Consider the following 23,936-nt stretch of genomic DNA (forward strand, 5'->3'; position numbering starts at 1 on the left):
GCACCCGATCGTCCGCGGGGTCCGCAATGCTGCGCCGTCAAGGGCTTGAAGCGTGGGTGGCTGGGGGACACGCCCGGCACAAATCTGCCCGCCTGCGGCCTCGGCGGATGGATTTCCTGACCCGAGTGCGTCAAGAATGGTCGGGATCGGGACCATAACGACGACGCGGACAACGGCGGCGCAACGAGGCGGGCAGCGACATGGCGACAGCGTGGGCGAGAAGGGTCGCAGCAGCGGCCGCGGCGGGGTGCCTGATCGCGGGCCCGGCCTGGCCCCAGGGCGCGGCCCCCGCCCCAGCGCCATCGCCCGCACCGGCCGAGACCAAGCCCGCGGGCACCGGCTCGGCTTCCTCCTCGCCGTCGTCGGCGTCCTCGCCCTTCGCGCGCTGGTTCGGGGGTGGCGACCGGGTCGCCAATTCGCCCGTCGAGTTCATCGTCCGCGTCGAGGGCAGCGACCCGGCGCTGGAACGCAAGCTGCGGCAAAGCTCGCTCATCACCGGCGCGCTGGCCGAGGGCCGCACCTCGGGGCAGGACGTGCTCGCCGCCGCCCGCGCCGATTACGCAAGGTTCCTCGGCACCCTCTATGACGAGGGACTGTATGACGCGGTCATCGACATTCGCCTCGACGGGGTCGAGGCGGCGGGGATCGCGCCGCTCGACGCGCCGCAGTTCGTCCGGCAGGTGGTGGTCTCGGTCGATCCGGGAAGCCGCTTCCGCTACAGCCGGGCCGAGATCGCCCCGGTCGCGCCGGGCACGGACCTGCCGCGCGACTACCGTACCGGCGCGGTCGCCCGCACCTCGGACATGAAATCCGCCGCCCGCGCCGGGGTGACCGGCTGGCGCGACTATGGCCACGCCAAGGCCGACGTGACCTCGACCGACATCGTCGCCGACCACGAGCTGCACGCCGTGGACAGCCGCATCGTCCTCGCCCCCGGCCCGCTGGTCCGGTTCGGCCGGCTGCTGCCCTCGGGCAACGAGCGGCTCTCCACCCGCCGGCTGCTCAAGATCGCGGGCTTCCCCGAGGGCGAGCGCTTCGACCCGGAGAAGCTCGAGCAGGTGCGCAAGCGACTGCGCCGCTCGGGCATCTTCTCGGCCATCACGCTCGAGGAAGCCGAGGCGCTCGGCCCCGGCAACACCCTCGACGTGGGGCTGACGGTGATCGAGCAGAAGTTGCGCCGGATCGGCGGCGGCTTCGAGATCTCCAGCATCGACGGGGCCAAGGTCACCGGCTACTGGCTGCACCGCAAACTGCTGGGCGGGGGCGAGCGGCTGCGCGTCGACGGCGAGATCAAGGACATTGGCTCGGGCACCTCGGGCCGCGACTACAAGCTGGGGCTGCGGCTCGACCGCCCGGCGACGATCCGCCCCGATATCACCGCCTTCGTCGAGGCCCGGGCCGAGCGGCTGCGGGAAGAGGACTACGACCTCGACCTCGGCGTGCTCGGGATGGGCCTCGTCTGGCTGCCCTCGGACCGGCTGACCGGCGAGACGCGGCTTGAATACCGCCGCTCGCGCGTCACCGACGCCAGCGGCACGACCGATTTCCGGGTGCTGGCGCTGCCGACCACGGTCACGCTCGACCGCCGCGAGGATGAGCCGAACGACGCAAGGCGCGGCTACTGGTTGTCCACCACCGCGACGCCCTTCTACGGGATGCAGGACACCGGCTCGGGCCTGCGGCTGGTGGGCGAGGGCCGCGCCTACCGCAGCTTCGGCGCCGAGGACCGCTTCACCCTCGCCGGGCGGGCGCGGGCCGGGACGATCTTCGGTTCGGACCTGGCCGAGACGCCGCGCGACTATCTGTTCTACTCGGGCGGCGGCGGCTCGGTGCGCGGCCAGCCGTTCGAGTCGCTGGGCGTCGAGGTCATCCAGGGGCCGGAGGGGCCGGTCAAGACCGGCGGCCTCAGCGTGCTGAACATCACCGGCGAGATGCGGGTGCTGGTGCGCGAGCGCATCGGCCTCGTGGCCTTCGCCGACGCCGGCCAGGTGTGGGAGGAGAGCAGCTTCGGCGGCGCGAGCGACTGGCACGCGGGCGCGGGCATGGGCATCCGCTACACGACGCCGATCGGGCCGATCCGCCTTGACGTGGCCGGGCCCGTCGGCGGCGACACCGGCGAAGGGGTGCAGTTCTATCTGGGTCTGGGGCAGGCGTTCTGATGCGGTATCTCTCGACCCTTCCCGCCCGCCTGACCCGGCCCCTGCGCCGCCTGACGCCGGCGCTGGCCGCGCTGGTGCTGCTGGCCGCGCCGCTGCCGCCCGCGGCGGCGCAGGACGCCGCCCCCCCGCCGGCCGAGGCGCCCGCGCCCGCGCCCGGCGCCGCCGATCAGGACGTGGCCGCCAGCGCCGCCGAGATCTCCGCCGAGGTCGAGGACGACCGCGGCTTCATCACCCGCTTCCTTGAACGCAACCTGTCGGGCGCCGGCCGGCAGGTGGTCATCCGCGGTTTCCAGGGCGCGCTCTCGTCGCGCGCGACCTTCACCGAGATGACCATCGCCGACGCCGAGGGCGTCTGGATCACGCTCAGGAACGGCGCCATCCAGTGGGACCGCTCGGCGCTGTTCGGCCGGCGGATCGAGATCAACGAGCTTTCCGCCCAGGAAATCCTGCTGCCCCGCCTGCCCGGCGGCGGCGAGGGCGGGCGCAAGGCCGAGGTCCGCGACTTCGCCCTGCCGACCCTGCCGGTGTCGGTCAACATCGCCCGCATCGCCGCGGGCCGGGTCGAGATCGGCGAGCCGGTGATCGGCGAGGCGGCGGTCGTCTCGCTCGACGGCTCGATGAACCTGGCGGGCGGCGAGGGCGCGGCCAAGCTGGCGATCAACCGGGTGGACGGCAAGCGCGGCGTCTTCGCCGTCGATGCCGCCTATTCCAACGCCACCACGAACCTCAGGCTGGACGTGACGCTGGACGAGGACCGCGAGGGGCTGTTCGCCAACCTCGTCGGTCTCTACGACAAGCCCGCGGTCACCGCCGAGATCAAGGGTGACGGGCCGCTCAAGGAATTCGCCGCCGACATCCGGCTGGCCACCGACGGCACCGACCGCGTCACCGGGCGCGTCTCGGCCCACGCCCAGGCGGGCGAGGACGGCACCCCCGGCACCGGCTTCCGGGCCGAGCTGACCGGCGACGTGGCGAGCCTCTTGCCGCCCGACAACCGGCCGTTCTTCGGGACCAGTTCGCGCCTTCTGGCCGAGGGCTGGCGGGGCGAGAACGGGCGCATGGCGCTGCCGGTGCTGATGGTGGACACCGAGGCGCTGAACCTCACCGGTTCGGTCACCACCAACGACAAGGGCGCGCCGCAGTCGCTCGTGCTGCTGATGACGCTGGGCGAGGATGCCGGCGCCACCACCCTGCCCGTCCGCCTGCCCTTCGGCGGAGAGCCGACCGACGTGCGCTCGGGCAGCCTGCAGATCAGCTATGACGCCACCCAGTCGGATGCGTGGCGCGTCGTCGGGCGGATCGGCGACATCACCCAGAACGGCAACCGGATCGGGGCGCTGACGCTGAACGGCGACGGCACCGTGGCGCTCGAGAACGGCGACCTGCAGCAGGTGCTGGGCAAGCTCGCCTTCGGGGTCGAGGGGCTGGCGCTGGCCGACGCCGGGCTGCAACTGGCGCTCGGCACGTCGATCACCGGGGAATCCGGCTTCGACCTGACGCCGGGCAATGCGCTCGAACTGTCGGACTTCACCCTCAGCGGGCAGGATTTCGGCATCGCGGGCACCATCCTCGCCGACGGCCTGCGCTCGGGGATCACCGTCTCGGGCGACCTCGACGCGGCCTATGAGCGGCTCGAGCACCTCTCGACGCTGGCGGGCCGGCCGCTGACCGGGCAGGCCAACGCCAACATCCGCGGCCTCTACACCGTGCTGACCCGCGGCTTCGACGCCGAGGCCGAGATCACCGGCACCGACATCACGGTGAACCAGCCCCAGCTCGACCGGCTGATGGCGGGCGAGGCGTCGATCTTTGCCAGCGCCCGGCGCGATGAGCAGGGGATCGAGATCCGCGACCTGCGGGTGGACGGGCAGCGCCTGACCGCCGCGGCGCAGGGGCTGATCACCAGCACCTCGACCGACCTCAAGGCCGACCTGCGGCTGTCGAGCCTGACCGCCGCCGACCCGGCGATGGCCGGCGCGCTGACCGCGCAGGCCGCCGTCACCGGCGCGCCCGGCGCGCGGCGGGTCACCGTCTCGGGCGAGGCGACGGACCTGGAACTGGGCATCAACGAACTGGACTCAGCGCTCAAGGGCCGGACCAACCTCACCGCCATCGCGCAGGAGAAGGACGGCCGCTTCGAGGTCGAGACGCTGCGCCTTGCCAACCCGCAGCTCACCGCCGACGGGCGCGGCAGCTTTGCCCAGGGCGCGCTCGACGCGGCGCTGGATCTGGACGTGCCGGACCTCGGCGCCCTGCAACCGGGCTTCGCCGGGTCGCTCAAGGCCACCGCCACCGCCCGCGAGGCGAACGGGGTGCGCAGCATCGAGGCCACGGGCACCGGGCAGGACCTGCGGCTGGGCCAGCAGGACGTGGACGGCGCCCTGTCGGGCACGACCAACTTCCGCCTGTCGGCCGAGCAGGCGGGCCAGACGGTCACGGTGCGCGACCTGCAGCTGACCAACGACCAGATGACCGCGAATGTCGAGGGCGTGCTGGCCGAGACCGGCACCGACCTGACCGCGACCGCCGACATCCGCTCGCTCGCGGCCTTCGGCCGGGGCTGGCGCGGGGCGCTGCGGCTCGACGGGTCGCTGAAGGATGACGGGACCGGCGCGCGCGTGCTGGCGGTGGACGGCACCGGCACCGACCTTGCGCTGGGGCAGAAATCCGTGGACGGCGTGCTGGCGGGCGAGACGCGGCTGACCGTGCGCGGGACCGAGCGCGACGGCGTGCTGACCCTGACGCAGGCGGTGATCGACAACCCGCGCGCGCAGGCCGATGTAAAGGGCACCGTGGGCGGCGGGCAGACGGACCTGTCGGGGCGGGTGAACCTCGCCGATCTGTCGGCGCTGGGCCTCGGCTGGCGCGGCAGCTTCGCCGCCACGGGGCGGGTGAACGAAGAGCCGGGCGGGTTGCGCCGAATGGTGCTCGACGGCACCGGGCACGACCTGTCGCTGGGGCAGGCGCAGGCTGACGGCGTGCTGGGTGGCGAGACCCGCGTGACCCTGCGCGGGACCGAGCAGAACGGCGTGCTGACCATCGAGCAGGCGGTGATCGACAACCCGCGCACCAATGCCGACATCTCGGGCACCCTCGGCGGCGGGCAGACCAACGTGCAGGGGCGCGTGAACCTCGCCGATCTCTCGGCGCTGGGGCTTGGCTGGCGGGGCAGCTTTGCGGCCACCGGCAGCTTTGCCGACGATGGCAGCGGCGTGCGCCGGCTGGTCGTGGACGGCACCGGCAACAACCTGTCGCTGGGCCAGGCCCAGGCCGACGCGGCGCTGGCCGGGCCGACCCGACTGACCGTGCGCGGCGCCGAGCGCGACGGCGTCCTGACGCTCGAGGAGGCCGTGGTGGCCAGCGCCCGGCTGAACGCCACCGCCCGCGGCACGATCGGCGCCGGGCGCACCGACGTGAGCGCGGACGTGCGCGCGGCGAGCCTCGCCTTTCTCGGCGGCGGCATCGACGGGGCGCTGAACGCCACCGCGCGGCTGGTGGACCAGGGCCGCGGCCGGCGCGTCACCGCCGAGGGCACCGCAAGCGGCCTGCGGATCGGCAACGCGCGGGTCGATCCGCTGCTCGGCGGGCAGACGACCTTCGACCTCGCCGCGACCCAGTCGCCGGGCGGCGCGCTGAGCATCGAGCGGCTGAACGCCCGCAACGGCCAGCTGCGGCTCAGCGCCGACGGCAGCCCGCAGGCGGGGCTGAACGTCGATGCGGCGCTGTCGGACCTGGCGCTGGTGGTGCCGGGGCTGCCGGGACCGGCGACGGTCGCGGGGACGGTGCGGCAGGCGGCGGGGCGCTATGACATCAACCTCAACGCCACCGCGCCGGGCGGCACCCGCGCCACCATCGCGGGCAGCGCGGCGCAGGATTTCTCGACCGCCGACATCCGGGCGTCGGGGGTCAGCGATGCGGCGCTGGTGAACCCGCTTCTGCGGGTGCGCTCGATCGAGGGGCCGGTGGACTTCGACCTGCGGCTGGCCGGACGCCCCGCGCTCGAGAACCTGCGCGGGCGGGTGAGCCTGCCGAACGCGCGGCTGTCGGACCCGAAGCTGGGGCTGCGGGTGGACAACCTCAGCGGCACGGCGGACCTGAACGGCGGGCTGATCCAGGTCAACGCGACCGGCGACGTCTCGGCCGGCGGGCGGGTGACGGTCAGCGGCCCCGTGGACCTGCGCGGTGGCACCGCGCTGGACCTGACGGCGCAGCTCGACGGCGTCGTGCTGCGGGACCCGAACCTCTACGAGACCCGGGTCGACGGGACCGTCCGCATCTCGGGCAACCCGGCGGACGGGCCGCTGGTGACCGGGACCGTGAACCTGGGCGAGACCGAGATCCGCATCCCCTCGACCGGGCTCGGCGGGGCCCGCGCGATCCCCGAGATCGTCCACCTGCGCGACCGCCCCCCGGTGCGCGGCACGCGCGCCAAGGCGGGGCTCCTTCCCTTCCCCTCGGCCGACAGTCGGATCGCGGGGATGACCGCGCCGCCGGCCACGCCGCCCGCCAACCCGGCGCGGCTGGACCTGACCATCAACGCGCCGAATCAGGTGTTCGTGCGCGGCCGCGGGATCGACGCCGAACTCGGCGGCAGCCTGCGGCTGACCGGCACCGCGCGGAACATGATCCCGGTCGGCCAGCTCGAGCTGATCCGCGGCCGCATCGACCTGCTGGGCAAGCGCTTCGACATGACCGAGGGGCTGATCGAGTTGCAGGGCAGCATGATCCCCGTCCTGCGGCTGGTCGCCGAGACCCAGCAGGATGAGATCCTGACCCGCATCGTCGTCGACGGCGACATCCGCGAGCCCGAGATCACCTTCGAATCGGTCCCCGAACTGCCCGAGGAGGAGGTGCTCTCGCATCTGCTGTTCGGTCGCGGGCTGGACACCATCTCGCCGTTGCAGGCCGCGCAGCTCGCCAACGCCGTCGCGGTGCTGGCCGGGCGGGGCAGCGAGGGGATCGTGTCGAACCTGCGCGACTCGGTCGGGCTGGACGACCTCGATTTGGCTACCGACGATGAGGGCAATGTGACGGTCCGCGCCGGCAAGTACCTGACCCGCAACGTCTATACCGACGTGGCGGTGGATGCCGACGGGCGCTCGCGGATCAACCTCAACCTCGACGTGAACGATGCGGTGACCGCCCGCGGCTCGGTGGCGAGCGACGGGGAAAGCACCATCGGGGTGTTCTACGAGCGGGATTACTGAGCGTTTCCCGGGATGCCGCCGCGTCCCGGGGGGCTCACAATAGGGGACCTAACGGCGGGCGACTGACGGATTGTCCCTGAGGCCTCGGGGGCATCGCTGCCGCCTCCGCCTCAAGAACAATCCGGCAGACGAACGATGGCTCGTCGCGTTGCAAGGGCGATCGTTAACAGCGGACCTTCAAACCCGAGTCTCGCAAGGCGCGGCGCGACCCTGTCGGCTGCACCTACCAACATACAACAAACACGCATCGGATAAACGTCCAATTTGTCTGGTTGGTCAATTTATCCTTGGGTCAGCCCGGGAAGTTTTCCCCCACTCGCCGACCCAAACGGATACGCGGGGCTCCGCTGCGCCGCAGCGGCGATCCTTGCGGGGCCGCCCGAGTTTCACTAAGCAGCGACCCTAGTCGGATTTGCGGGGCATCGTCAGTGGAACGCCGGGTTTTTCTGGGGGCGATGACCGCCGCCCTGTCGGTCGCAGCGACCGGCGCGCGGGCGCAGATGGCCGCTCCGCCCGAGGCCGAGGCCGTCGCAGCGCCCCCCGCGCCCTTCGGGTTCGAGGATGTGGCCCGAATCGCCGCCGACCTCGTGCGCGCCGATTACGTCCGCCCGCAGGCCAAGCTGACCCCGCCCTTCGCCGACCTCGGCTATGACGCCTACCGCGGCATCCGCTTCCGGCGCGAGGCCGACCCCTGGCGCGACCTGGGCGGGTTCGGGCTCGACCTGCTGCCGCCGGGGATGCTGTTCACCGACCCGGTGCGGATCAACCTGATCGAGAACGGGGTGGCGCGGAACCTGCCCTTCGACCCGGCGGTGTTCGAGTTCTCGCCCGAGGGCTTCCCGCCCGACGCGGCCTCGGCCCCGCCCGGCGACATGGGCTGGTCCGGCTTCCGCCTGCGGACGGTCCTGAACCGTCCCGGCGTGCTGGACGAGATGGCGGTCTTCCAGGGCGCGAGCTACTTCCGCGCCATCGGCCGCGGCAACGTCTATGGCCTCTCCGCGCGCGGCCTCGCGCTCGGCACCGGCAGCGCGGCGGGTGAGGAGTTCCCGGCCTTCCGCGAATTCTGGATCCGCACGCCTGAGCCGGGGGCCGCCTCGGTCACCGTGCTGGCGCTGCTCGACAGCCCGTCGGTCGCGGGCGCCTATGAGTTCGTCCTGACCCCCGGCGCCGATACCGCCGTCGCCACCCGCGCCGCGCTGTTCCCGCGGCGCGAGCTGACCGACGTGGGGATCGCGCCGCTCACCTCGATGTTCTGGTTCGGGCCGGCCGACCTTGGCAGCTTCGACGACTACCGCCCCGCGGTCCACGACAGCGACGGGCTGCAGATGGTGACCGGCAACGGCGAGCGGCTCTGGCGGGCGCTGGCCAACCCGGCCGCGCTGCAGATCTCGGCTTTCGCCGACCGCGACCCGCAGGGCTTCGGGCTGATGCAGCGCGCCCGCGACTTCACCGCCTTCCAGGATGCCGAGGCCGCCTATGAGCGCCGCCCCTCGGCCTGGGTCGCCCCGCAGGGCGGCTGGGGCGAGGGCCGCGTCGTGCTGGTCGAGATCCCGGTCGAGAGCGAGTTCCACGACAACATCGTCGCGTTCTGGCAGCCCGGCCAGCCGCTCGCCCCCGGCGTGCGCCACGACTTCGCCTATGAGCTGAGCCTCGGCTTCGCGCCCGGCGACAACGACCCGGCGGCGCAGGTGCGCCAGTCGAGGTCGGGGGCCTCGATCAACGGCAAGGGCGCGCGCAGCTTCGTCATCGACTTCGACCTCGCCCCGTTCGACGGCCAGCCCGACCCCGAGCCGGTAGTCACCACCTCGGCCGGCGAGGTTCGCCACCCCTATGTCGTCCGCCTGCCGGCCGAGGGGGTGATGCGGCTCTCGTTCGAGTTCGTGCCCGGTGGCGCCGATCTGGCCGAGCTCTCCGCGCGGCTCGACAGCGCCCAGCTGCGGATGAGCGAGACCTGGCTTTACCGCTGGACGCGGGGCTGACCGGGGTGCTGGAAACCGGCGCCCCGGCGGCCGGCGTGCCCCAGCCCCTTGCCGCAGACGCCCCGGCGGATGCGGCCGCGCGCCTATCCGGGCAGTCGTCCGGGCACCCGCCCGCCACCCCACCCGAAGCGCCGCTGGCGATGCTGGCGCAGGATTTCCGCGCCGTCCCGCCCCCCGGCCCGCCGCGCCTGCCCCCCGCCCCCGAGGTGGTGCTGGCGCGCGTCATCGCCTTCGGCGGCGCCGCGCTGATCGTGGCGCTGGGCTTCTGGCAGATGCTGCTCGTCTTCGGCGACCGCATCCAGCCGCTGCAATGGGCGCTGCTCGGGTTCTTCACCCTGACCTTCGGCTGGGTCGGGTTCAGCTTCTGCTCGATGCTCGCGGGGCTCGTCGCCCGCGCCCCCGCCACCCCCGCCGACCCGGGCACCGCCCGCGTCGCCGTGGTGATGCCGGTCTATCACGAGGACCCCGCCGAAAGCCTCGGCCTGCTCGGCGCGCTCGCCGACGAGATGGCCGCCGCGGGCCTCGCCGGGCGGGCCGAGATCTTCATCCTCTCGGACAGCCGCGACCCCGCGTTCTTCGCTGCCGAGACCCTTGCCGTCGCCACCCTGCGCGAGACCTGCCCGCTGCCGGTCTGGTACCGCCGCCGCACCGACAATACCGGGCGCAAGGCCGGCAACATCGCCGAGTTCGTGCGCCGCTGGGGCGGGCGCTACGACCAGATGGTGGTGCTGGACGCCGACAGCGTGGTGTCGGGCAAGGTGGTGGCCGAGATGAGCGCCCGGATGGCCGCCGATCCGGCGCTGGCGCTGATCCAGACCATCCCGATGCTGGTCGGCGGGCAGACGCTCTTCGCCCGGGTGATCCAGTTCGCGGGCCGCGTCTACGGCCCGCCGATCGCCCGCGGAGTCGCCGCCTGGTCGGGCGACAACGGCAATTTCTGGGGCCACAACGCGATGATCCGCGTCCCCGCCTTTGCCGCCTGCTGCGGCCTGCCCGAGCTGCCGGGCGAGCCGCCCTTCGGCGGCACCATCCTCTCGCATGACTTCGTCGAGGCGGCGCTCTTGCGGCGCGCGGGCTGGAAGGTGCGGCTCGACTGGGACCTGCGGGCGAGCTACGAGGGCAGCCCGCCCACGCTGCTCGACATGGCGGTGCGCGAGCGGCGCTGGGCGCAGGGGAACCTGCAGCACCTGCGGCTGATCGGGGCGCGGGGGTTCTCGGCCATCAGCCGGGTGCATTTCACCATCGGCATCCTCGGGTTCCTGATGAGCCCGATCTGGCTGGCCATGATCCTCGTCGGGCTGGCGCTGACGGCTAAGGTGATCCTGTCGCGGCCCGAGTATTTCCCGCGCACCTACCAGCTTTTCCCCGACTGGCCGACCTTCGATTCCGTCCGCATGACGTGGCTGTTCGCGGCCGCGATGGCGCTGCTGCTGCTGCCCAAGTTCGTGGCCGTCGGCCGCGCCTGGCGCCGCCCGCTGGCCGCCAACGCGGGCGGGCGGTCGCGGACCCTCGCCTCGGCGCTGTTCGAGATCCTGCTCTCGGCCCTGATCGCCCCGGTCCAGATGCTGATCCAGACCCGGCAGATCGCCGAGATCCTCTCGGGCCGCAACTCGGGCTGGGAAAGCCAGGTCCGCAAGGGGTCGATGCCGCCGTGGCGGCTGGTGCTCAGGCGGCACGGCATCCACGTCGCCTCGGGGCTGGCGATCCTGATCGTGGTGGCGATGCTGTCGCCCGGCCAGCTCATCTGGCTGTCGCCGATCCTCGCAGGGCTGATCCTCGCGCCGGCGATCTCGCGCTGGACGGCCTCGCCGGTGTTCGGACGCTGGGCGCGGATGGCGGGCCTCTTGGTCACGCCGGAAGAGCGGCGGGTCCCCCCGATCATCGCCGCCGCCACCGCCGAGGCCCGCCGCCTGCGCCGCGACGACGACCCCACGGCCGCGCTGGGGGCCGACGCCGGGCTGCGCGCCCGCCACGCCGCGCTGCTGCCGCCGCTGCCCGCGCGCCCCGCGGCCGAGCGCCTGCCGGCCATCGCCGCCGCCGCCAAGATCGACGCCGCGGCCAACCAGTCCGAGGCGCTGTCGTTCCTCGACCGCGCCGAACGCGCGGCGCTGCTGTCGGACCCCGCCCTGCTCGAACGCTGGGCCGCGCTGCCGCGATGAGACGCAACGCGACGCTCGACGCCCTGCGCGGCTACGCGCTGGTGTGCATCATGCTGAACCACATCCCCGCCGGATGGGCGCGGCAGTTCACGCTGACCAACTTCGCCATCTATGACGCGGCCGAGCTGTTCGTGCTGCTCTCGGGGTTTCTGGTCGGGCTCGTGTGGGTCAAGGTCGAGGCGCAGTCGGGCCGCCGCGCCGCGCAGTGGCGATTCCTGCGCCGCGCGGGGCAGGTGTGGCTCGCGCTGGTTGCGGGGGGCGTGGCGCTGGCGCTCACCTCGCGCGGGCTCTTCGCGCTCGACCTCGGCCACACGGCGATCTGGTCCGAGTATGCCCGCTGGATCGTCGAGCTGCCGCTCGCCTATGTCACGGCACTGGCGGTGATGTGGATGCAGCCCAACCTGCTCGACGTGCTGGCGCTGTATGTGGTGCTGCTGGCCGCCGCGCCGGCGGTCGTGCCGCTGCTCTTGCGCTGGCCGCTGGCCTTTGCGGCGGGGTCGGTGGCGCTGTGGATGGTGGCCGGGCCGCTCAACGCCCTGCTGCCGAACCAGCGCGAGGGGAACGGGCTGCTCTTCAACCCCTTCGCCTGGCAGATGCTCTTCTTCAGCGGCGTGGCGATGGGGGCGTTCCGCCACCGCTTCATGCCGATCCTGCGCCGCCACGCGGGGGTTCTGACGACGCTGGCCGCGGGGGTCACGCTCTACAGCCTCGGGATGGCGGTGCTGTGGCGCTTCGGCCCCGAGGGCAAGCGGCTGGCCGACGCGATGTGGCACGCGGTGGGGGTGGTGGACAAATGGTCGCTCGACCTCGTGCGCTACACCGCGATCATGGCGGCGAGCTGGCTGGTCGCGGTGCCGCTCGCCCCGCTGATGGCGTGGATCGCGGCGAGCGCCCCGGGGCGGGCGCTGGCGACGATCGGGCGCGGCGGGCTCGTGTCCTTCATCGCCTGCGTGCTGCTGTCGGTCGTGGGCGACGCGCTCGGCAGCAACCTGGGCGGGGCGGGCACCGCCCACCGCGCGGCCGTCGATCTGTGGGTGATCGCGGCGCTGTGGCTGGTGGCCGAGGTGTGGCTGAACCGGCGGCGCGGACCCGTCGCGCGGGCCTGCGACCGGCTGCCGCAGGCGACCGTGGGCACTGTCCGAAAACACAGCTTCCAAAATGGCTTGAAGTGATTATGAGCGGGCCGTGTAGCTCTTTCGCCCAGGTGACCCCATGAAGTTTCTGTCTCTGACTGCCGCCCTCGGCGCCGTCCTGCTGGCCGGCTGCTCGGTCTCTCCCAAGGATTACGAGACCACGCCGGTCGTGGTCGCCTCGGCCGCGGGCCCCGTCACCTGCCAGCTCTATACCCACAGCCAGGTGACCTGGGACCGCTCGATCGGGCATCCGAACAGCATGAGCGTCGCCGATGCCGACGCGATCTGCCGGCAGGAAGGCTTCCGCGTGATGCGTGGCGAGGGCACCGGCACCGCGGCCACGACCGTGCCCGCCGGGACCACCGTGGTCGTCCCCGCCAAGCTCTGACCTCCGCCGTTACCGGCGCCTGACGAAAATGCCCGCCGCGGAACCCGCGGCGGGTTTTTTCACCAGATGCCGCCGTTACTGCGCGGCGGCGCGGACCATGTCGATGGTGTCCTTGCCGATCCGGCTTTCCATCTGCTGATAGACCGGCTGCAGCGCCTCGACCCAGGCCGCGCGCTCTGCCTCGGTCTGCTCGTGGATCTCGGTCGTGCCGGCGTCGCGGATCGCCTGCAGGGCGGCGGCGTTGTCGGCCTCGGACACGCCGTTGGCATAGGTCGTGGCCTCGTCCATCGCCTTGTCCAGCTCGGCCCGGATATCTTCGGGCAGCCCGTCCCAGAACGCCTTGTTCACGATCACCGCGTAGCCGATGTAACCGTGGTTCGAGTGCGTGGCGTGCTTCTGCACCTCGTGCATCTTCTGCGTATAGACGTTCGAGGGCGTGTTCTCGGACCCGTCCACCACGCCCGTCTGCATGGCCTGATAGACCTCCGAGAACGCCATCACCTGCGGCACCGCGCCGAGTGCGGCGAACTGCGCCTCGAGCACCTTGGACGACTGGATGCGCATCTTCAGCCCCAGGAAGTCGTCGGGCATGATCATCGGCCGGTTTGCGGTCATGATCTTGAAGCCGTTGTCCCAGTAGGCGAGGCCCTTGATGCCCTTGGGCTCAAGCAGCGCCAGCATCTTCTCGCCCACCTCGCCCTCGGTCACCTTCCGCAGCGCGGCGGTGTCCTTGAAGATGTAGGGCAGGTCGAAGACCTCGAAGGCGCTGACGCCCAGCGGCCCGAACTTGGCCAGCGACGGCGCGAGCATCTGGACCGAGCCGAGCTGCAGCGCCTCGAGCTCTTCCTTGTCCTTGTAGAGCTGGCTGTTGGGGTAGATTTCGACCTTCACCCGGCCGTTGGTGTATTGCTCGGCCAGCTCCTTGAACTTTTCGGCGCCCTTGCCCTTGGGGGTGTTCGGGGCGACGACATGGCTGAACTTGATGACGATCGGCTCTTGCGCGAGCGCCGGCAGGCCGGTCAGCGCCAGCGCGGCGGCGCCGGCGGCGATCAGCCCACGGCGGGTCAGTGTGGTCAGTGTCATCCGTTTATCCTCCCTGATTTTTCGGATGTTTGGGGCAGTCCCGGGACCGGGCCATAGCGGCGGTCCGCGCCGGCGAAGCGGGCGGCGGGGGCCGGATAGCGGACCGGGCCCACGGGTGTTTCCACGGTGATGCGGCGCAGCTGCGGGTGGGCCGCAAGCCCCGCCATGTCATTCACCGCGGCAAAGGCCACGTCGGCGGCGGTGAGCGCCGCGACCGCCTCGGCCCCCGTGCGGCGGGCGAAGGCGGCGGCGACGGCCGCGTCGGTCTCGGCCCGGTGGCGGACGCGGGCGACGTTGGTGGCAAAGCGCGGGTCGGCGGCCAGGCCGGGGTCGTCCAGAAAGCCGCGGGCAAGGCTCGCGAACTCGCGGTCGGACTGGATCGACATGAGGATCGCCACCCCGTCGGCGGTGGTGAACACCCCGTAGGGCGCGATGGAGGGGTGGGCGAGGCCCAGCCGCTGCGGGCTGCGCCCGGCCTCGTGGTTCATCAGCGGCACGGTCAGCCAGTCGGCCATCACGTCGAACATCGAGACCGAGATCGCCGTCCCCCGCCCGGTGATCCCGCGGCCGATCAGCGCCTCGAGGATGGCGGCGTGGGCCGTGGCCCCCGTGGCGATGTCGACGATCGAGACGCCCACCCGCGCCGGGCCGTCCGGCCCGCCGGTGATCGAGGACAGCCCCGATTCCGCCTGGATGAGCAGGTCATAGGCCTTGCGCGCGGCCATCGGCCCGTCCTCGCCGTAGCCCGAGATCGAACAGGTGACGAGCCGCGGCCAGTCGCGCGCCAGCCGCTCGGGCGGAAAGCCCAGTCGCGCCAGCGCGCCGGGCTTGAGGTTCTGCACCAGCACATCCGCCCCGTCGATGAGCTGCGTCAGCGCCGCCTTGCCCGCGTCCGAGGTCAGGTCCAGCGCCACCGATTCCTTGCCGCGGTTGAGCCAGACGAAATAGCTCGACAGGCCATTCGCCGCGTCGTCGTAGCCGCGGGCAAAGTCGCCCTCGGGGCGCTCGATCTTGATCACCCGGGCGCCCGCGTCGGCGAGCCGCGCGGTGGCGAAGGGCGCCGCGACCGCCTGCTCGACCGCCACCACGGTCAGCCCCTCGAGCACCCGCATCAGAAGCCCCCCATCAGAAGGACCGGGGCAGGCCGAGCACGTGCTCGGCGATGTGGCTGAGGATCAGGTTGGTCGAGATCGGCGCCACCTGGTAAAGCCGCGTCTCGCGGAACTTGCGCTCGACGTCGTATTCGTCGGCGAAGCCGAAGCCGCCGTGGAACTGGATGCAGGCGTTCGCGGCCTCCCAACTCGCCTTGGCGGCAAGATACTTGGCCATGTTGGCCTGCGCCCCGCAGGGCTGGCCCGCGTCGTAGAGCCGGCAGGCCTCCCACCGCATGAGGTTGGCGGCCTCGATCTCGATATAGGCCTCGGCGATGGGGAACTGCACGCCCTGGTTCTGGCCGATGGGGCGGCCGAAGACCGTGCGTTCCTTGGCATAGTCGACCACCTTGTCGGTGAACCAGTAGCCGTCGCCGATGCATTCGGCGGCGATCAGCGTGCGCTCGGCGTTCAGCCCGGTGAGGATGTACTTGAAGCCCTTGCCCTCCTCGCCGATCAGGTTCTCGACCGGGATCTCGAGGTTGTCGAAGAACAGTTCGTTGGTCTCGTGGTTGACCATGTTGGCGATCGGCTTGACCTCCATCCCGCGCGCCATCGCGTCGGCGATGTCCACGAGGAAGATCGACATCCCCTCGGATTTCTTCGTCACCTCGGCCAGCGGAGTCGTCCGCGCCAGCAGGATCATCAGGTCCGAGTGCTGGACCCGGCTGATCCAGACCTTCTGGCCGTTGATCACGTAGCGGTCGCCGCGGCGGACCGCGGTGGTGCGGATCTTCGTCGTGTCGGTGCCGGTGGTGGGTTCGGTCACCCCCATCGACTGCAACCGCAGCTCGCCCGACGCGATGCGCGGCAGATAGCGCTGGCGCTGTTCTTCCGAGCCGTGCCGGACCAGCGTGGTCATGTTGTACATCTGCCCGTGGCAGGCGCCCGAGTTGCCGCCGGCGCGGTTGATCTCCTCCATGATGACGCTGGCCTCGGCGAGGCCCAGCCCGGCGCCGCCGTAGGCTTCGGGGATCAGCGCCGCCATCCAGCCGGCGCGGGTGAGGGCCTCGACGAACGCCTCGGGGTAGCCGCGTTCGGCGTCGATGCGGCGATGATATTCGGCCGGGAACTCGGCGCAAAGCGCGCGGACGCCGTCGCGGATGTCCTGATAGGGGTCGTGCGGCGAGGGGGCGGTCATGAGGTCTCCAGCGTGGCGGTGGCGTCCATGGCCAGCGCCCCGTCGGCCCGGCGCGCCCACAGGCGCACCGATCCGTCCGGCTGGGGCGCGCCGTGGACCGCGAAATCGGCGGTGTCGGTGATGGTGGCGAGCGCCCGGAAGGCGAAGCCCGTGACCCGGCCCATGTCCTGACGCCGCAACAGGTCCATCAGCAGCGTCGCCAGCAGCGGGCCGTGGACGACGAGGCCGGGGTAGCCCTCGACGCCGGTGGCGTAGGGCTGGTCATAGTGGATGCGGTGGCCGTTGAAGGTCAGTGCCGAATAGCGGAACAGCAGCACCGGGTCGGGGGAGATGACGCGGTGAAACGCCGAGCCCTCGGGCGCGGGCTGCGGCGCGGGGGCGGGCGCGCCGGGGGCGGGATCCTCGCGGTAGACGATGTCGTGTTCCTCGGCGATGCACAGCGTCCCGCCGTCGAACAGCTCATGCCCCACGGTCACGAAGCACAGCGGCCCGCTGCGCCCCTGCTTTTCCTCGACCTTGAGGATGGTCGAGCGTTTCGTCGCCTGCGCCCCCACCCTGAGCGGTGCATGAAAGCGGAAGCGCGAGCCGGCCCACATCCGCCGCGGCAAAGGCACCGGGGGCAGGAACCCGCCCCGCGCGGCGTGGCCGTCACGGCCGCTCTCGGACAGCTTGTGCAGCGGCAGGAAATAGAGCCAGTGCCACAGATCGGGCAGCGGGGCGCCCTCGGGGTAGCGTTCGTCGCGGTCGAGCGTCGCGGCCAGCGCGTCGGCGGGGAACGGGCGCAGGGTCTCGGTCGCCGTCTCGGTGCGGCCGATCCAGTCGGTCTGTCGGGTCATCAGGTGCCTCCGCCCCCGGTTATGGCAGGGGTTGCGCGTTCGGCCAATTCGCCTTTCACTAAGCTCGCGTTCGGCTGGGTGGAATACGGGATGCGCGTCGATCTGGACGACCTGCGGCTGTTCGTGGCGGTGGCCGAGGCCGGAAACCTCACCCAGGGCGCGCGCGCCGCGTTCCTGTCGCCGCCCGCCGCCTCGGCCCGCATCCGGGCGCTCGAGGCGGGGCTGCCGCAGCCGCTGCTGGTGCGCGGCAACCGCGGCGTCACCCTGACCGAGGCGGGAACGGTGATGCTGCGCCACGCCCGCATCGTGCTGCGCCAGGTCGAGGCGATGCGCGACGAGCTCGCCGGCGAGGGCGCGGCCGAGGCGGGGCACCTGCGGGTGCTGGCCAACACCACCGCGGTGACCGAGTTCATGCCCGAGGTGCTGGCGCGCTTCCTCGTCACCCGCCCGCGGGTCACGGTGGACCTGCAGGAGCGGCTGACCGACGACATCTTGGGCGGGGTGCGCGACGGGGCCGCGGACCTCGGGATCGTCTCGGGCGATCTCGACTGGTCGGGGCTCGAGCGGGCGGTGTTCTCGACCGACCGGCTGGTGCTGGCGGCGCCGCTGGGGCATCCGCTGGCCGCCGCCGGGCCGGTGGGCTTTGCCGAGACGCTGGGGTTTGCGCATATCGGCCTGCACGAGGGCTCGACCCTGCTCGCGTTCCTGCGCGGGCTGATGGCACGGCACGGCTATGACCGGGCGCTGCGCGTCAAGGTCCGCAGCTTCGAGGCGATGTGCCGGATGGTCGAGGGCGGAGTCGGGATCGGCGTCGTCCCCGAGTCGGCCGGGCGCCGGCACGCGCAGACGATGCGGATCGCGCTGGTGGGGCTGACCGAGGACTGGGCCTTGCGCGACCGCTGCGTGGTCTGGCGCGCGGGCAGCCCCCTGCCCCGCCCGGCCCGCGCACTGGTCGAGGCGCTGATGGCGATGCGCGCGGGCGGCGTCGAACGCGCCGAGGGCGCCTGACCGGCCCCGCGCTTTACTCTGCCTCGCATCGGCATATTCTGCACCCGCAGCATCAGGGAGCGCGCATCATGGTCGAGAAGAGTCTGGCGGGCAAGGTCGCCGTCGTCACCGGGTCGAACAGCGGCATCGGTCTGGGCGTGGCCGAGGCGCTCGCCGCGGCGGGCGCCAAGCTCGCCATCAACAGCTTCACCGACCGGGACGAGGATCACGCGATGGCCCGCGACCTCGCCCGGAAGCACGGGGTCGAGGTGATCTATCTGGCCGCCGACATGAGCAAGCCCGACGACTGCCGGGCGCTGGTGACGCAGGCGGCCGAGAAGCTCGGCGGCTGCGAAATCCTCGTGAACAACGCCGGCATCCAGCACGTCGCCCCGATCCCCGAGTTTCCGACCGAGAAATGGGACGCGATCCTGGCGATCAACCTGTCGTCGGCCTTCCACACCACCGCCGCGGCGCTGCCGCTGATGCGGGGCAAGGGCTGGGGGCGGGTCGTCAACATCGCCTCGGCGCACGGGCTGACCGCCTCGCCCTACAAATCCGCCTATGTCGCGGCCAAGCACGGGATCGTCGGGCTGACCAAGGTCACCGCGCTCGAGACCGCGGGCGAGGGCATCACCTGCAACGCCATCTGCCCGGGCTACGTGCTGACCCCGATCGTCGAGGCGCAGATCCCCGACCAGATGAAGACCCACAAGATGAGCCGCGAGGACGTGATCGCCAAGGTCATGCTGGCGCGCCAGCCCTCGGGCGAGTTCGCCACCGTCGAGCAGATGGGCGGCACGGCGGTCTTCCTGTGCTCGGACGCGGCGGCGCAGATTACCGGGACGACGATCTCGGTCGATGGCGGCTGGACGGCGATGTAAGCCGCCCCGCTCAGGCGTCCGTGCGCGGGCGTCAGGCGTCCGCGGCGACCTCGGCCATCAGGAACCGGCGCAGGGCGCGGATCGCCGGGCGGTTCCGCCGCGCTGGAGGGTAGACCAGGAAATACGCCCGGCCGTTGGTGCCCAGCGTCTCGAACGGCTGGACCAGCGCCCCGGTCGCCAGCTCGAAGCGGAAGAACCGCGGGGTGAGCAGCGCCACCCCCTCGCCCGCCATCGCCGCGCGGGCCTCGTGCAGCTGCACGTTCAGCTCGAGCGCGGTGCGCGCGGCGCAGGGCTCGCAGTTCCGCTCGATCCCCGCGGCGGCCAGCCACAGGTCCCAGGTCGGATCGCGCGGGCTGACCCAGGGCAGCGGCATGATCTGGGCGGGATCGGTGAAGGGCCCGTGGGCCGCGGCCATCGCCGGCGACAGCATGGGGGCGAAATCCACCTCGAACAGGCGGTGCGCGATCAGGCCGGGCCAGTCGCCGGCGCCGCAGCGGATCGCCACGTCCATGTCCTCGCGCGCGAAATCGACCAGATGCGCCGAGCTGTCGAGCCGGACGGCCAGCCCCGGGTTCTCGATCTGGAACCGCCCCAGCCGCTGCGAGAGCCAGTTCCCCGCCATCGTCGGCAGGGCCGAGATCGACAGCGTCTCGGTCTCGTTCTGCGGGCCGAAGGCGCCGCGCAGGGTGTCGAACGCCTCGTGCGTCGGCCGCGCCAGCCGCGCGCCCAGCGCGGTGAGCTCGATCCCGCGCGGCTTGCGCAGGAAGAGCGCCGCCCCGAGCCGATCCTCGAGCAGGCGGATCTGATAGCTGACCCCGGCCTGGGTCATCCCCAGATCGCCCGCGGCGGCGGTGAACGACATCCGCCGCGCGACCGCGTCGAAGACCCGGATGGCGGCGAGAGGCGGCAACTCGTCCATCAGCCCGGCTTATGCCCCCATCCCGGCGTTTCGTTGGTATTGCACGGCGAAAGCTAGCATCTTCGGTACAGGCATCAAGCCTTGCTTGAAGGATCAATATCATGAGCACGATCGATTGCGGCGCGGCCCCGGCCGTGCGCGGATGGCGGCTGTCCGACTGGGCGGCGCGCCTGAGCCACTGGCGGACCCGGACCGCCTGCCGCGAGACGCTGGCCGAACTGCCCGCGGACCTGCGTGCGGATGTGGGCGTGGACGGCGGGCTGCCGCTCGCCCGGCACGAGAACGGCGGGCGGGTGTTCGTCAGCTACGGCCGCCCCGACAGCACCCTCAGCGGCTGGCACTGGTGACGGGCGCCGCGGCCAGCGTCGCGGGCGCGCCCGAGAGGGTCAGCGCCCGCGCGCCCAACCGCGCGGCATGGGCGGGATCGTGGGTGACGAGGATCAGCCCCGCCCCGCTGTCGCCCAGCAGCCGGTCGGTCAGCTCGAGCATCCGCCCCGCGGTCTCGGCATCCAGCGAGGCGAAGGGTTCGTCCATCAACAGGATGTCCGGCCGCGCGGCAAAGGCCCGGGCCAGCGCCAGCCGCCGCTGCTGGCCTAGCGAGAGCTGCCGCGGATAGGCGGCCTCGCGCCCGGCGAGCCCCACCGCGGCCATGAGGCGCGCGGCCTCGGCCGCGCTCGCCCCCGTCGGCAGGGTCAGGTTCGCGGCGGCGCTGCGCCAGGACAGCAGGGTCGGTTCCTGAAACACCATCGCCAGCCGCTCGGGCACCTCGCGGCGGCCCTGAAAGCCCCGGTCCAGCCCGGCGACGATCCGCATCAGCGTGGTCTTGCCGATCCCCGACGGGCCGAGCAGCGCCACCCGCTCGCCCCGCCCGAGGCTGAGCGAGACCCGCCCCAGCACCTGCCGTTCGCCGAAGGCGCGGCCGTCGATCTCAAGCCGCATCGTCCCTCCACCGGTTGGCGCGGGCCTGCCACGGGCGCAGCACCATGAGGTCGAGCGCCAGCATCACCGCGACGAAGGCGAGCGACCAGGCCAGCAGCCGCGGTACGTCGAAGTTGGAAAACGCGAGGTGGATCTTGAAGCCGACGCCGTTCGAGCGGCCGAGGAACTCGACCACCAGCACGATCTTCCAGATCAGCGCGACGCCCGAGCGCGCGGCGGCGGCGATGGCGGGGGCCAGCTGCGGCAGGACGATGTGGCGCAGCCGGGCCACCGGCCCCATGCCGAACACCCGCCCCATGTCGTCGAGGTCCGGGCGCAGCGCCCGCGCCTGCTCGCGCAGCAGCACCGCGACGACCGCGATCTTGTTCAGGGCGACGGCGAGAACCGCGGCGGTCTCGTTCAGGCCGATCCAGATGTAGCAGAGGACGATCACCACCAGCGCCGGGATGTTGAGCAGCACGAGCAGCGAGGGGTTGAGCCAGCGGTCCGCCGCCGGCACCCGCCCCATCCACAGGCCAAGCGCCCCGCCGATCAGCATCGCTGCGGCAAAGGCGGCGCCGACGCGGCCCAGCGTCATGCCGAGATGCAGCCACAGCTCGCCCGACACGGCCAGCTCGACCAGCCGGGTCAGCACCAGCGCCGGGGACGGCAGCCGCTGCGGATCGTCGCCGAGCGCCGCAGCGATACCCCAGACGGTCAGCAGCATGGCGAGCGAGACGAGGCCGGGGACGAGCCCGGGCCAGCGTCGTGTGCGGGGCGTGGCGGATCGCCCGTCGGCAGGAGGAGCGGTGATCGGGACAACCGCCGCCGCAACCGCCGGACTCGTCGGATCAACCGCGACAGCCCCGCCGGGGGGCGGGGCATCCTGAGGCACAGGGCCCCCGCCGGGCGGGGGCGTCAGGGCGGCGGCGGGTTTACTCACCCGACCAGAACAGACCCGCCGGCAGCTCCTTGAGGCCGCCGGTCAGCTCGTCGCCGCCCAGCTCGGCCATGACGCCGAACATCTTCTGCGCGGCCGCCGCATCGACCTTCTGCGACTTGGGGATGCCCGCCCGCCAGCCGTCGCGCAGCGCCGCGAACTGGGCGTCGTCCTTGGCTTTCATGATCGGGCGCAGCGCCTCCCACGCCGCATCGTCGGTGGTGAGGATGCGTTTGGCCTCGGCCGACGCCTTGGCCAGCCCCTTCGCCGCGTCGGGGTGGTCCTTGATCCAGCTTTCGCGCAGCACGTAGCCGAGCAGCGGGGTCGCCGGGTCGAGCCCGAGATCCTTCGCCGCGTCGTTCACGTCGAGGATCTGGCGCGCCCCGCCGGCCATCATCTTGGCCTGGAAGTGCCAGAAGTTCAGCGCCGCCGCGACCTCTCCGGTCTCGAGCGCGTTCATGATCATCGGCGGGGCGCCGAACACCTGGGTGGTCGCCTTGCCGATGTCCTCGCCGCCCGTCGGGCTGCCGGGCCGCATCGACCACGCGCGCAGGATCAGCCAGCTCTTGTCCACCGGCCCGCCGGCGATCCCGACCTGCTTGCCCTTGAGATCGGCGAGCGTCTGGACCGGGCTGTCCTTGGCGACCATCAGCCCGCCGACCGAGGTCGAGTAGGGCAGGAACACGAAATCCGACCCCGCTCCGCGCTGCTGGGCGACCCACAGCAGGTCCGAGACGATGCTGTCCACCTCGCCCCCCTGCATTGCCACCTGCGTCGCGGGGTTGCCGGCCAGCGGCAGGGTTTCCAGCTTGAAGCCGTTGGCGGTGTCGAGCCCGCGCGCCTTGATCGTCTCGAGCTCCCAGCTGACGGTCCCGTTCTCGAGCGTCCCGACCTTCAGCACCGGCTGCTCGGCGGCAGGGACAGCGGTGGGGGCCGCAGCCGGGGCGGCCGTCTGGGCCGCGGCGGGCAGGGCCAGCGCCAGCGTGGCCAGCGCCGCCCGGGCGAGGTGGCGGATGGGGTGGCGGATCGGGATCATGGGCGAAACCTCGCGCGGGTGGGTGCAGATGTCGGCGGAAGGCTGGCACGCGCGACGGGGACAGGCAATCCGACCAAAGCCGCCGCGCGCCGGCGAAAGCACCCGGCCGGGCCGGGAAGGTTCGGCAGTCGGGGGCGCGGCAAAGCCTTGCGCTGCGGCCCGCGGGTTCTAGACTGAGGGCAGCCGGCACGGACCGGCGCGGCGTCGGAGGATCGCTGCGCCCCACGAGAATCCGTCCGGTGCAGGGAGAACAGACACCATGCCCATGTCCACCACGCCCGGTCCGCTGGCTGACGGCCGACCGGCCACCGACCCCGACACGCCCGCGGCCGCCGCGCCTGCCGGCCGGCGCTCGGCCGACCGGGTGAACGACATCCTGATCGTCGACGACCACCCGCTGATGTGCGACGCCCTCGCCCTGACGCTCAAGATCAGCTTCGGGCGCAAGACCGTGCGGACCGCCCGCAGCCTCGCCGCCGCGGTGGAACAGATCCGCAGCCACGGGGCGCCCGACGCGGTGATCCTCGACCTCAACCTGCCCGACGCGCGCGGGGCCGAGGGGATCGTGACCCTGCGCCGGCAGCTGCCGGACGTGCCGATCACGATGATCTCGGCCGACCTCGAGAACGCGATGATCTCGGCGGCGATGGCCGCGGGGGCGCAGGGCTACATCTCCAAATCCCTCGGCCGCGAGGCGCTGGTCGACAGCCTGCGCCGGATGTGGGAGGGCGAGCGCGTCACTCCCGACGGCTACGAGCCCGAGGCGGCGGGGACCGAGGACGAGGCGCGTGCCGAGCTGGCGCGGCGCTTTGCGACCCTGACCCCGCAGCAGATGAAGATCCTGCGGCTGATCTGCCTCGGCAAGGCCAACAAGGAGATCAGCTACGAGCTGTCGATCGCCGAGGCGACGGTCAAGACCCACATCACCGCGATCATGTCCAAGATCAACGCCCGCCGCCGCACCCAGGCGGTGCTGCTCGCCAACAGCGCGCGGCTGTTCGAGCCGGGCTGAGCGC

18 protein-coding genes are annotated in these 23,936 nt (G+C 72.2%); 10 read left to right on the plus strand and 8 right to left on the minus strand.

Annotated elements, in window-relative coordinates; all coding sequences use genetic code 11:
- Nucleotides 1-200 precede the first annotated feature (200 nt).
- The 6 genes from BLW17_RS10850 to BLW17_RS10875 all read left to right on the plus strand — a co-directional run bounded on the left by BLW17_RS10850 (nt 201) and on the right by BLW17_RS10875 (nt 13,025).
- The gene (locus BLW17_RS10850; protein ID WP_081962679.1) at nt 201-2,159 is read left to right on the plus strand and encodes an autotransporter assembly complex protein TamA; all 1,959 of its coding nucleotides are present in this window, start codon (nt 201-203) and stop codon (nt 2,157-2,159) included.
- Entirely contained in the window at nt 2,159-7,366 is a 5,208-nt protein-coding gene (locus BLW17_RS10855; protein WP_052176425.1) for a translocation/assembly module TamB domain-containing protein, read from the plus strand. The genes BLW17_RS10850 and BLW17_RS10855 overlap by 1 nt, the downstream gene beginning before the upstream one ends.
- 455 nt (nt 7,367-7,821) lie before the next feature.
- Nucleotides 7,822-9,345 carry an OpgD/OpgG family glucan biosynthesis protein gene (locus BLW17_RS10860; RefSeq protein WP_052176426.1) on the plus strand — a complete coding sequence of 508 codons (1,524 nt, stop codon included), beginning with the start codon at nt 7,822-7,824 and terminating at the stop codon, nt 9,343-9,345.
- A gap of 35 nt (nt 9,346-9,380) precedes the next feature.
- Nucleotides 9,381-11,504 (plus strand): glucans biosynthesis glucosyltransferase MdoH, encoded by a 2,124-nt coding sequence (gene mdoH, locus BLW17_RS10865; RefSeq protein WP_074826653.1) that lies wholly within the window; start codon nt 9,381-9,383, stop codon nt 11,502-11,504.
- Nucleotides 11,501-12,676: an OpgC domain-containing protein gene (locus tag BLW17_RS10870; RefSeq protein ID WP_074826561.1), complete on the plus strand. Its 1,176-nt coding sequence runs from the start codon at nt 11,501-11,503 to the stop codon at nt 12,674-12,676. Before mdoH ends, BLW17_RS10870 begins: the two co-directional genes overlap by 4 nt.
- Before the next feature lie 40 nt (nt 12,677-12,716).
- Nucleotides 12,717-13,025 (plus strand): hypothetical protein, encoded by a 309-nt coding sequence (locus BLW17_RS10875; RefSeq protein ID WP_052176618.1) that lies wholly within the window; start codon nt 12,717-12,719, stop codon nt 13,023-13,025.
- Between the two features lie 75 nt (nt 13,026-13,100).
- Here the strand turns inward: BLW17_RS10875 and BLW17_RS10880 are convergent, their stop codons facing one another.
- Genes BLW17_RS10880 through BLW17_RS10895 form a run of 4 tightly spaced genes read right to left on the minus strand, consistent with a single transcriptional unit; the run spans nt 13,101 to nt 17,236 of the window.
- On the minus strand, nt 13,101-14,108 hold the full coding sequence (locus tag BLW17_RS10880) for a TRAP transporter substrate-binding protein (RefSeq protein ID WP_081969250.1): 1,008 nt from the start codon (nt 14,106-14,108) through the stop codon (nt 13,101-13,103).
- Nucleotides 14,105-15,220, minus strand: a complete 1,116-nt coding sequence (locus BLW17_RS10885) for a CaiB/BaiF CoA transferase family protein (protein ID WP_036707629.1) — start codon at nt 15,218-15,220, stop codon at nt 14,105-14,107. The genes BLW17_RS10880 and BLW17_RS10885 overlap by 4 nt, the downstream gene beginning before the upstream one ends.
- A 13-nt stretch (nt 15,221-15,233) precedes the next feature.
- A complete protein-coding gene (locus BLW17_RS10890; RefSeq protein WP_036736233.1) occupies nt 15,234-16,400 on the minus strand; it encodes an acyl-CoA dehydrogenase family protein in 1,167 nt (388 codons plus the stop codon).
- Complete coding sequence (locus BLW17_RS10895; protein WP_074826565.1) at nt 16,397-17,236, minus strand: HTD2 family dehydratase; 840 nt, start codon at nt 17,234-17,236, stop codon at nt 16,397-16,399. Before BLW17_RS10895 ends, BLW17_RS10890 begins: the two co-directional genes overlap by 4 nt.
- Before the next feature lie 90 nt (nt 17,237-17,326).
- Between BLW17_RS10895 and BLW17_RS10900 the strand changes: the two genes are divergently transcribed.
- The gene (locus BLW17_RS10900; RefSeq protein ID WP_036734134.1) at nt 17,327-18,244 is read left to right on the plus strand and encodes a LysR substrate-binding domain-containing protein; all 918 of its coding nucleotides are present in this window, start codon (nt 17,327-17,329) and stop codon (nt 18,242-18,244) included.
- A gap of 68 nt (nt 18,245-18,312) precedes the next feature.
- On the plus strand, nt 18,313-19,107 hold the full coding sequence (locus BLW17_RS10905; RefSeq protein WP_036734135.1) for a 3-hydroxybutyrate dehydrogenase: 795 nt from the start codon (nt 18,313-18,315) through the stop codon (nt 19,105-19,107).
- Between the two features lie 31 nt (nt 19,108-19,138).
- On the opposite strand, the gene BLW17_RS10910 is transcribed toward BLW17_RS10905, so the two are convergent.
- Nucleotides 19,139-20,026: a LysR substrate-binding domain-containing protein gene (locus tag BLW17_RS10910; protein WP_036707635.1), complete on the minus strand. Its 888-nt coding sequence runs from the start codon at nt 20,024-20,026 to the stop codon at nt 19,139-19,141.
- A gap of 101 nt (nt 20,027-20,127) precedes the next feature.
- Here BLW17_RS10910 and BLW17_RS10915 point away from each other — a divergent pair, with 101 nt between their 5' ends.
- On the plus strand, nt 20,128-20,373 hold the full coding sequence (locus BLW17_RS10915) for a hypothetical protein (protein WP_036734136.1): 246 nt from the start codon (nt 20,128-20,130) through the stop codon (nt 20,371-20,373).
- Here BLW17_RS10915 and BLW17_RS10920 read toward each other — a convergent pair.
- The 3 genes from BLW17_RS10920 to BLW17_RS10930 form a co-directional block, all read right to left on the minus strand.
- Nucleotides 20,354-20,965 carry an ATP-binding cassette domain-containing protein gene (locus BLW17_RS10920; RefSeq protein ID WP_036734137.1) on the minus strand — a complete coding sequence of 204 codons (612 nt, stop codon included), beginning with the start codon at nt 20,963-20,965 and terminating at the stop codon, nt 20,354-20,356. The two genes, BLW17_RS10915 and BLW17_RS10920, sit on opposite strands and share 20 nt — an antisense overlap.
- Nucleotides 20,955-21,671, minus strand: a complete 717-nt coding sequence (locus BLW17_RS10925; RefSeq protein ID WP_036734138.1) for an ABC transporter permease — start codon at nt 21,669-21,671, stop codon at nt 20,955-20,957. Before BLW17_RS10925 ends, BLW17_RS10920 begins: the two co-directional genes overlap by 11 nt.
- Nucleotides 21,672-21,879: 208 nt before the next feature.
- Nucleotides 21,880-22,920: an ABC transporter substrate-binding protein gene (locus BLW17_RS10930; RefSeq protein WP_052176439.1), complete on the minus strand. Its 1,041-nt coding sequence runs from the start codon at nt 22,918-22,920 to the stop codon at nt 21,880-21,882.
- Between the two features lie 265 nt (nt 22,921-23,185).
- Between BLW17_RS10930 and BLW17_RS10935 the strand changes: the two genes are divergently transcribed.
- Nucleotides 23,186-23,932, plus strand: coding sequence for a response regulator transcription factor (locus BLW17_RS10935; RefSeq protein ID WP_244507324.1), 747 nt, complete (start codon nt 23,186-23,188; stop codon nt 23,930-23,932).
- The last annotated feature ends 4 nt before the right edge of the window (nt 23,933-23,936 follow it).

The organism is Paracoccus sanguinis (assembly GCF_900106665.1).
GTDB lineage: Bacteria > Pseudomonadota > Alphaproteobacteria > Rhodobacterales > Rhodobacteraceae > Paracoccus > Paracoccus panacisoli.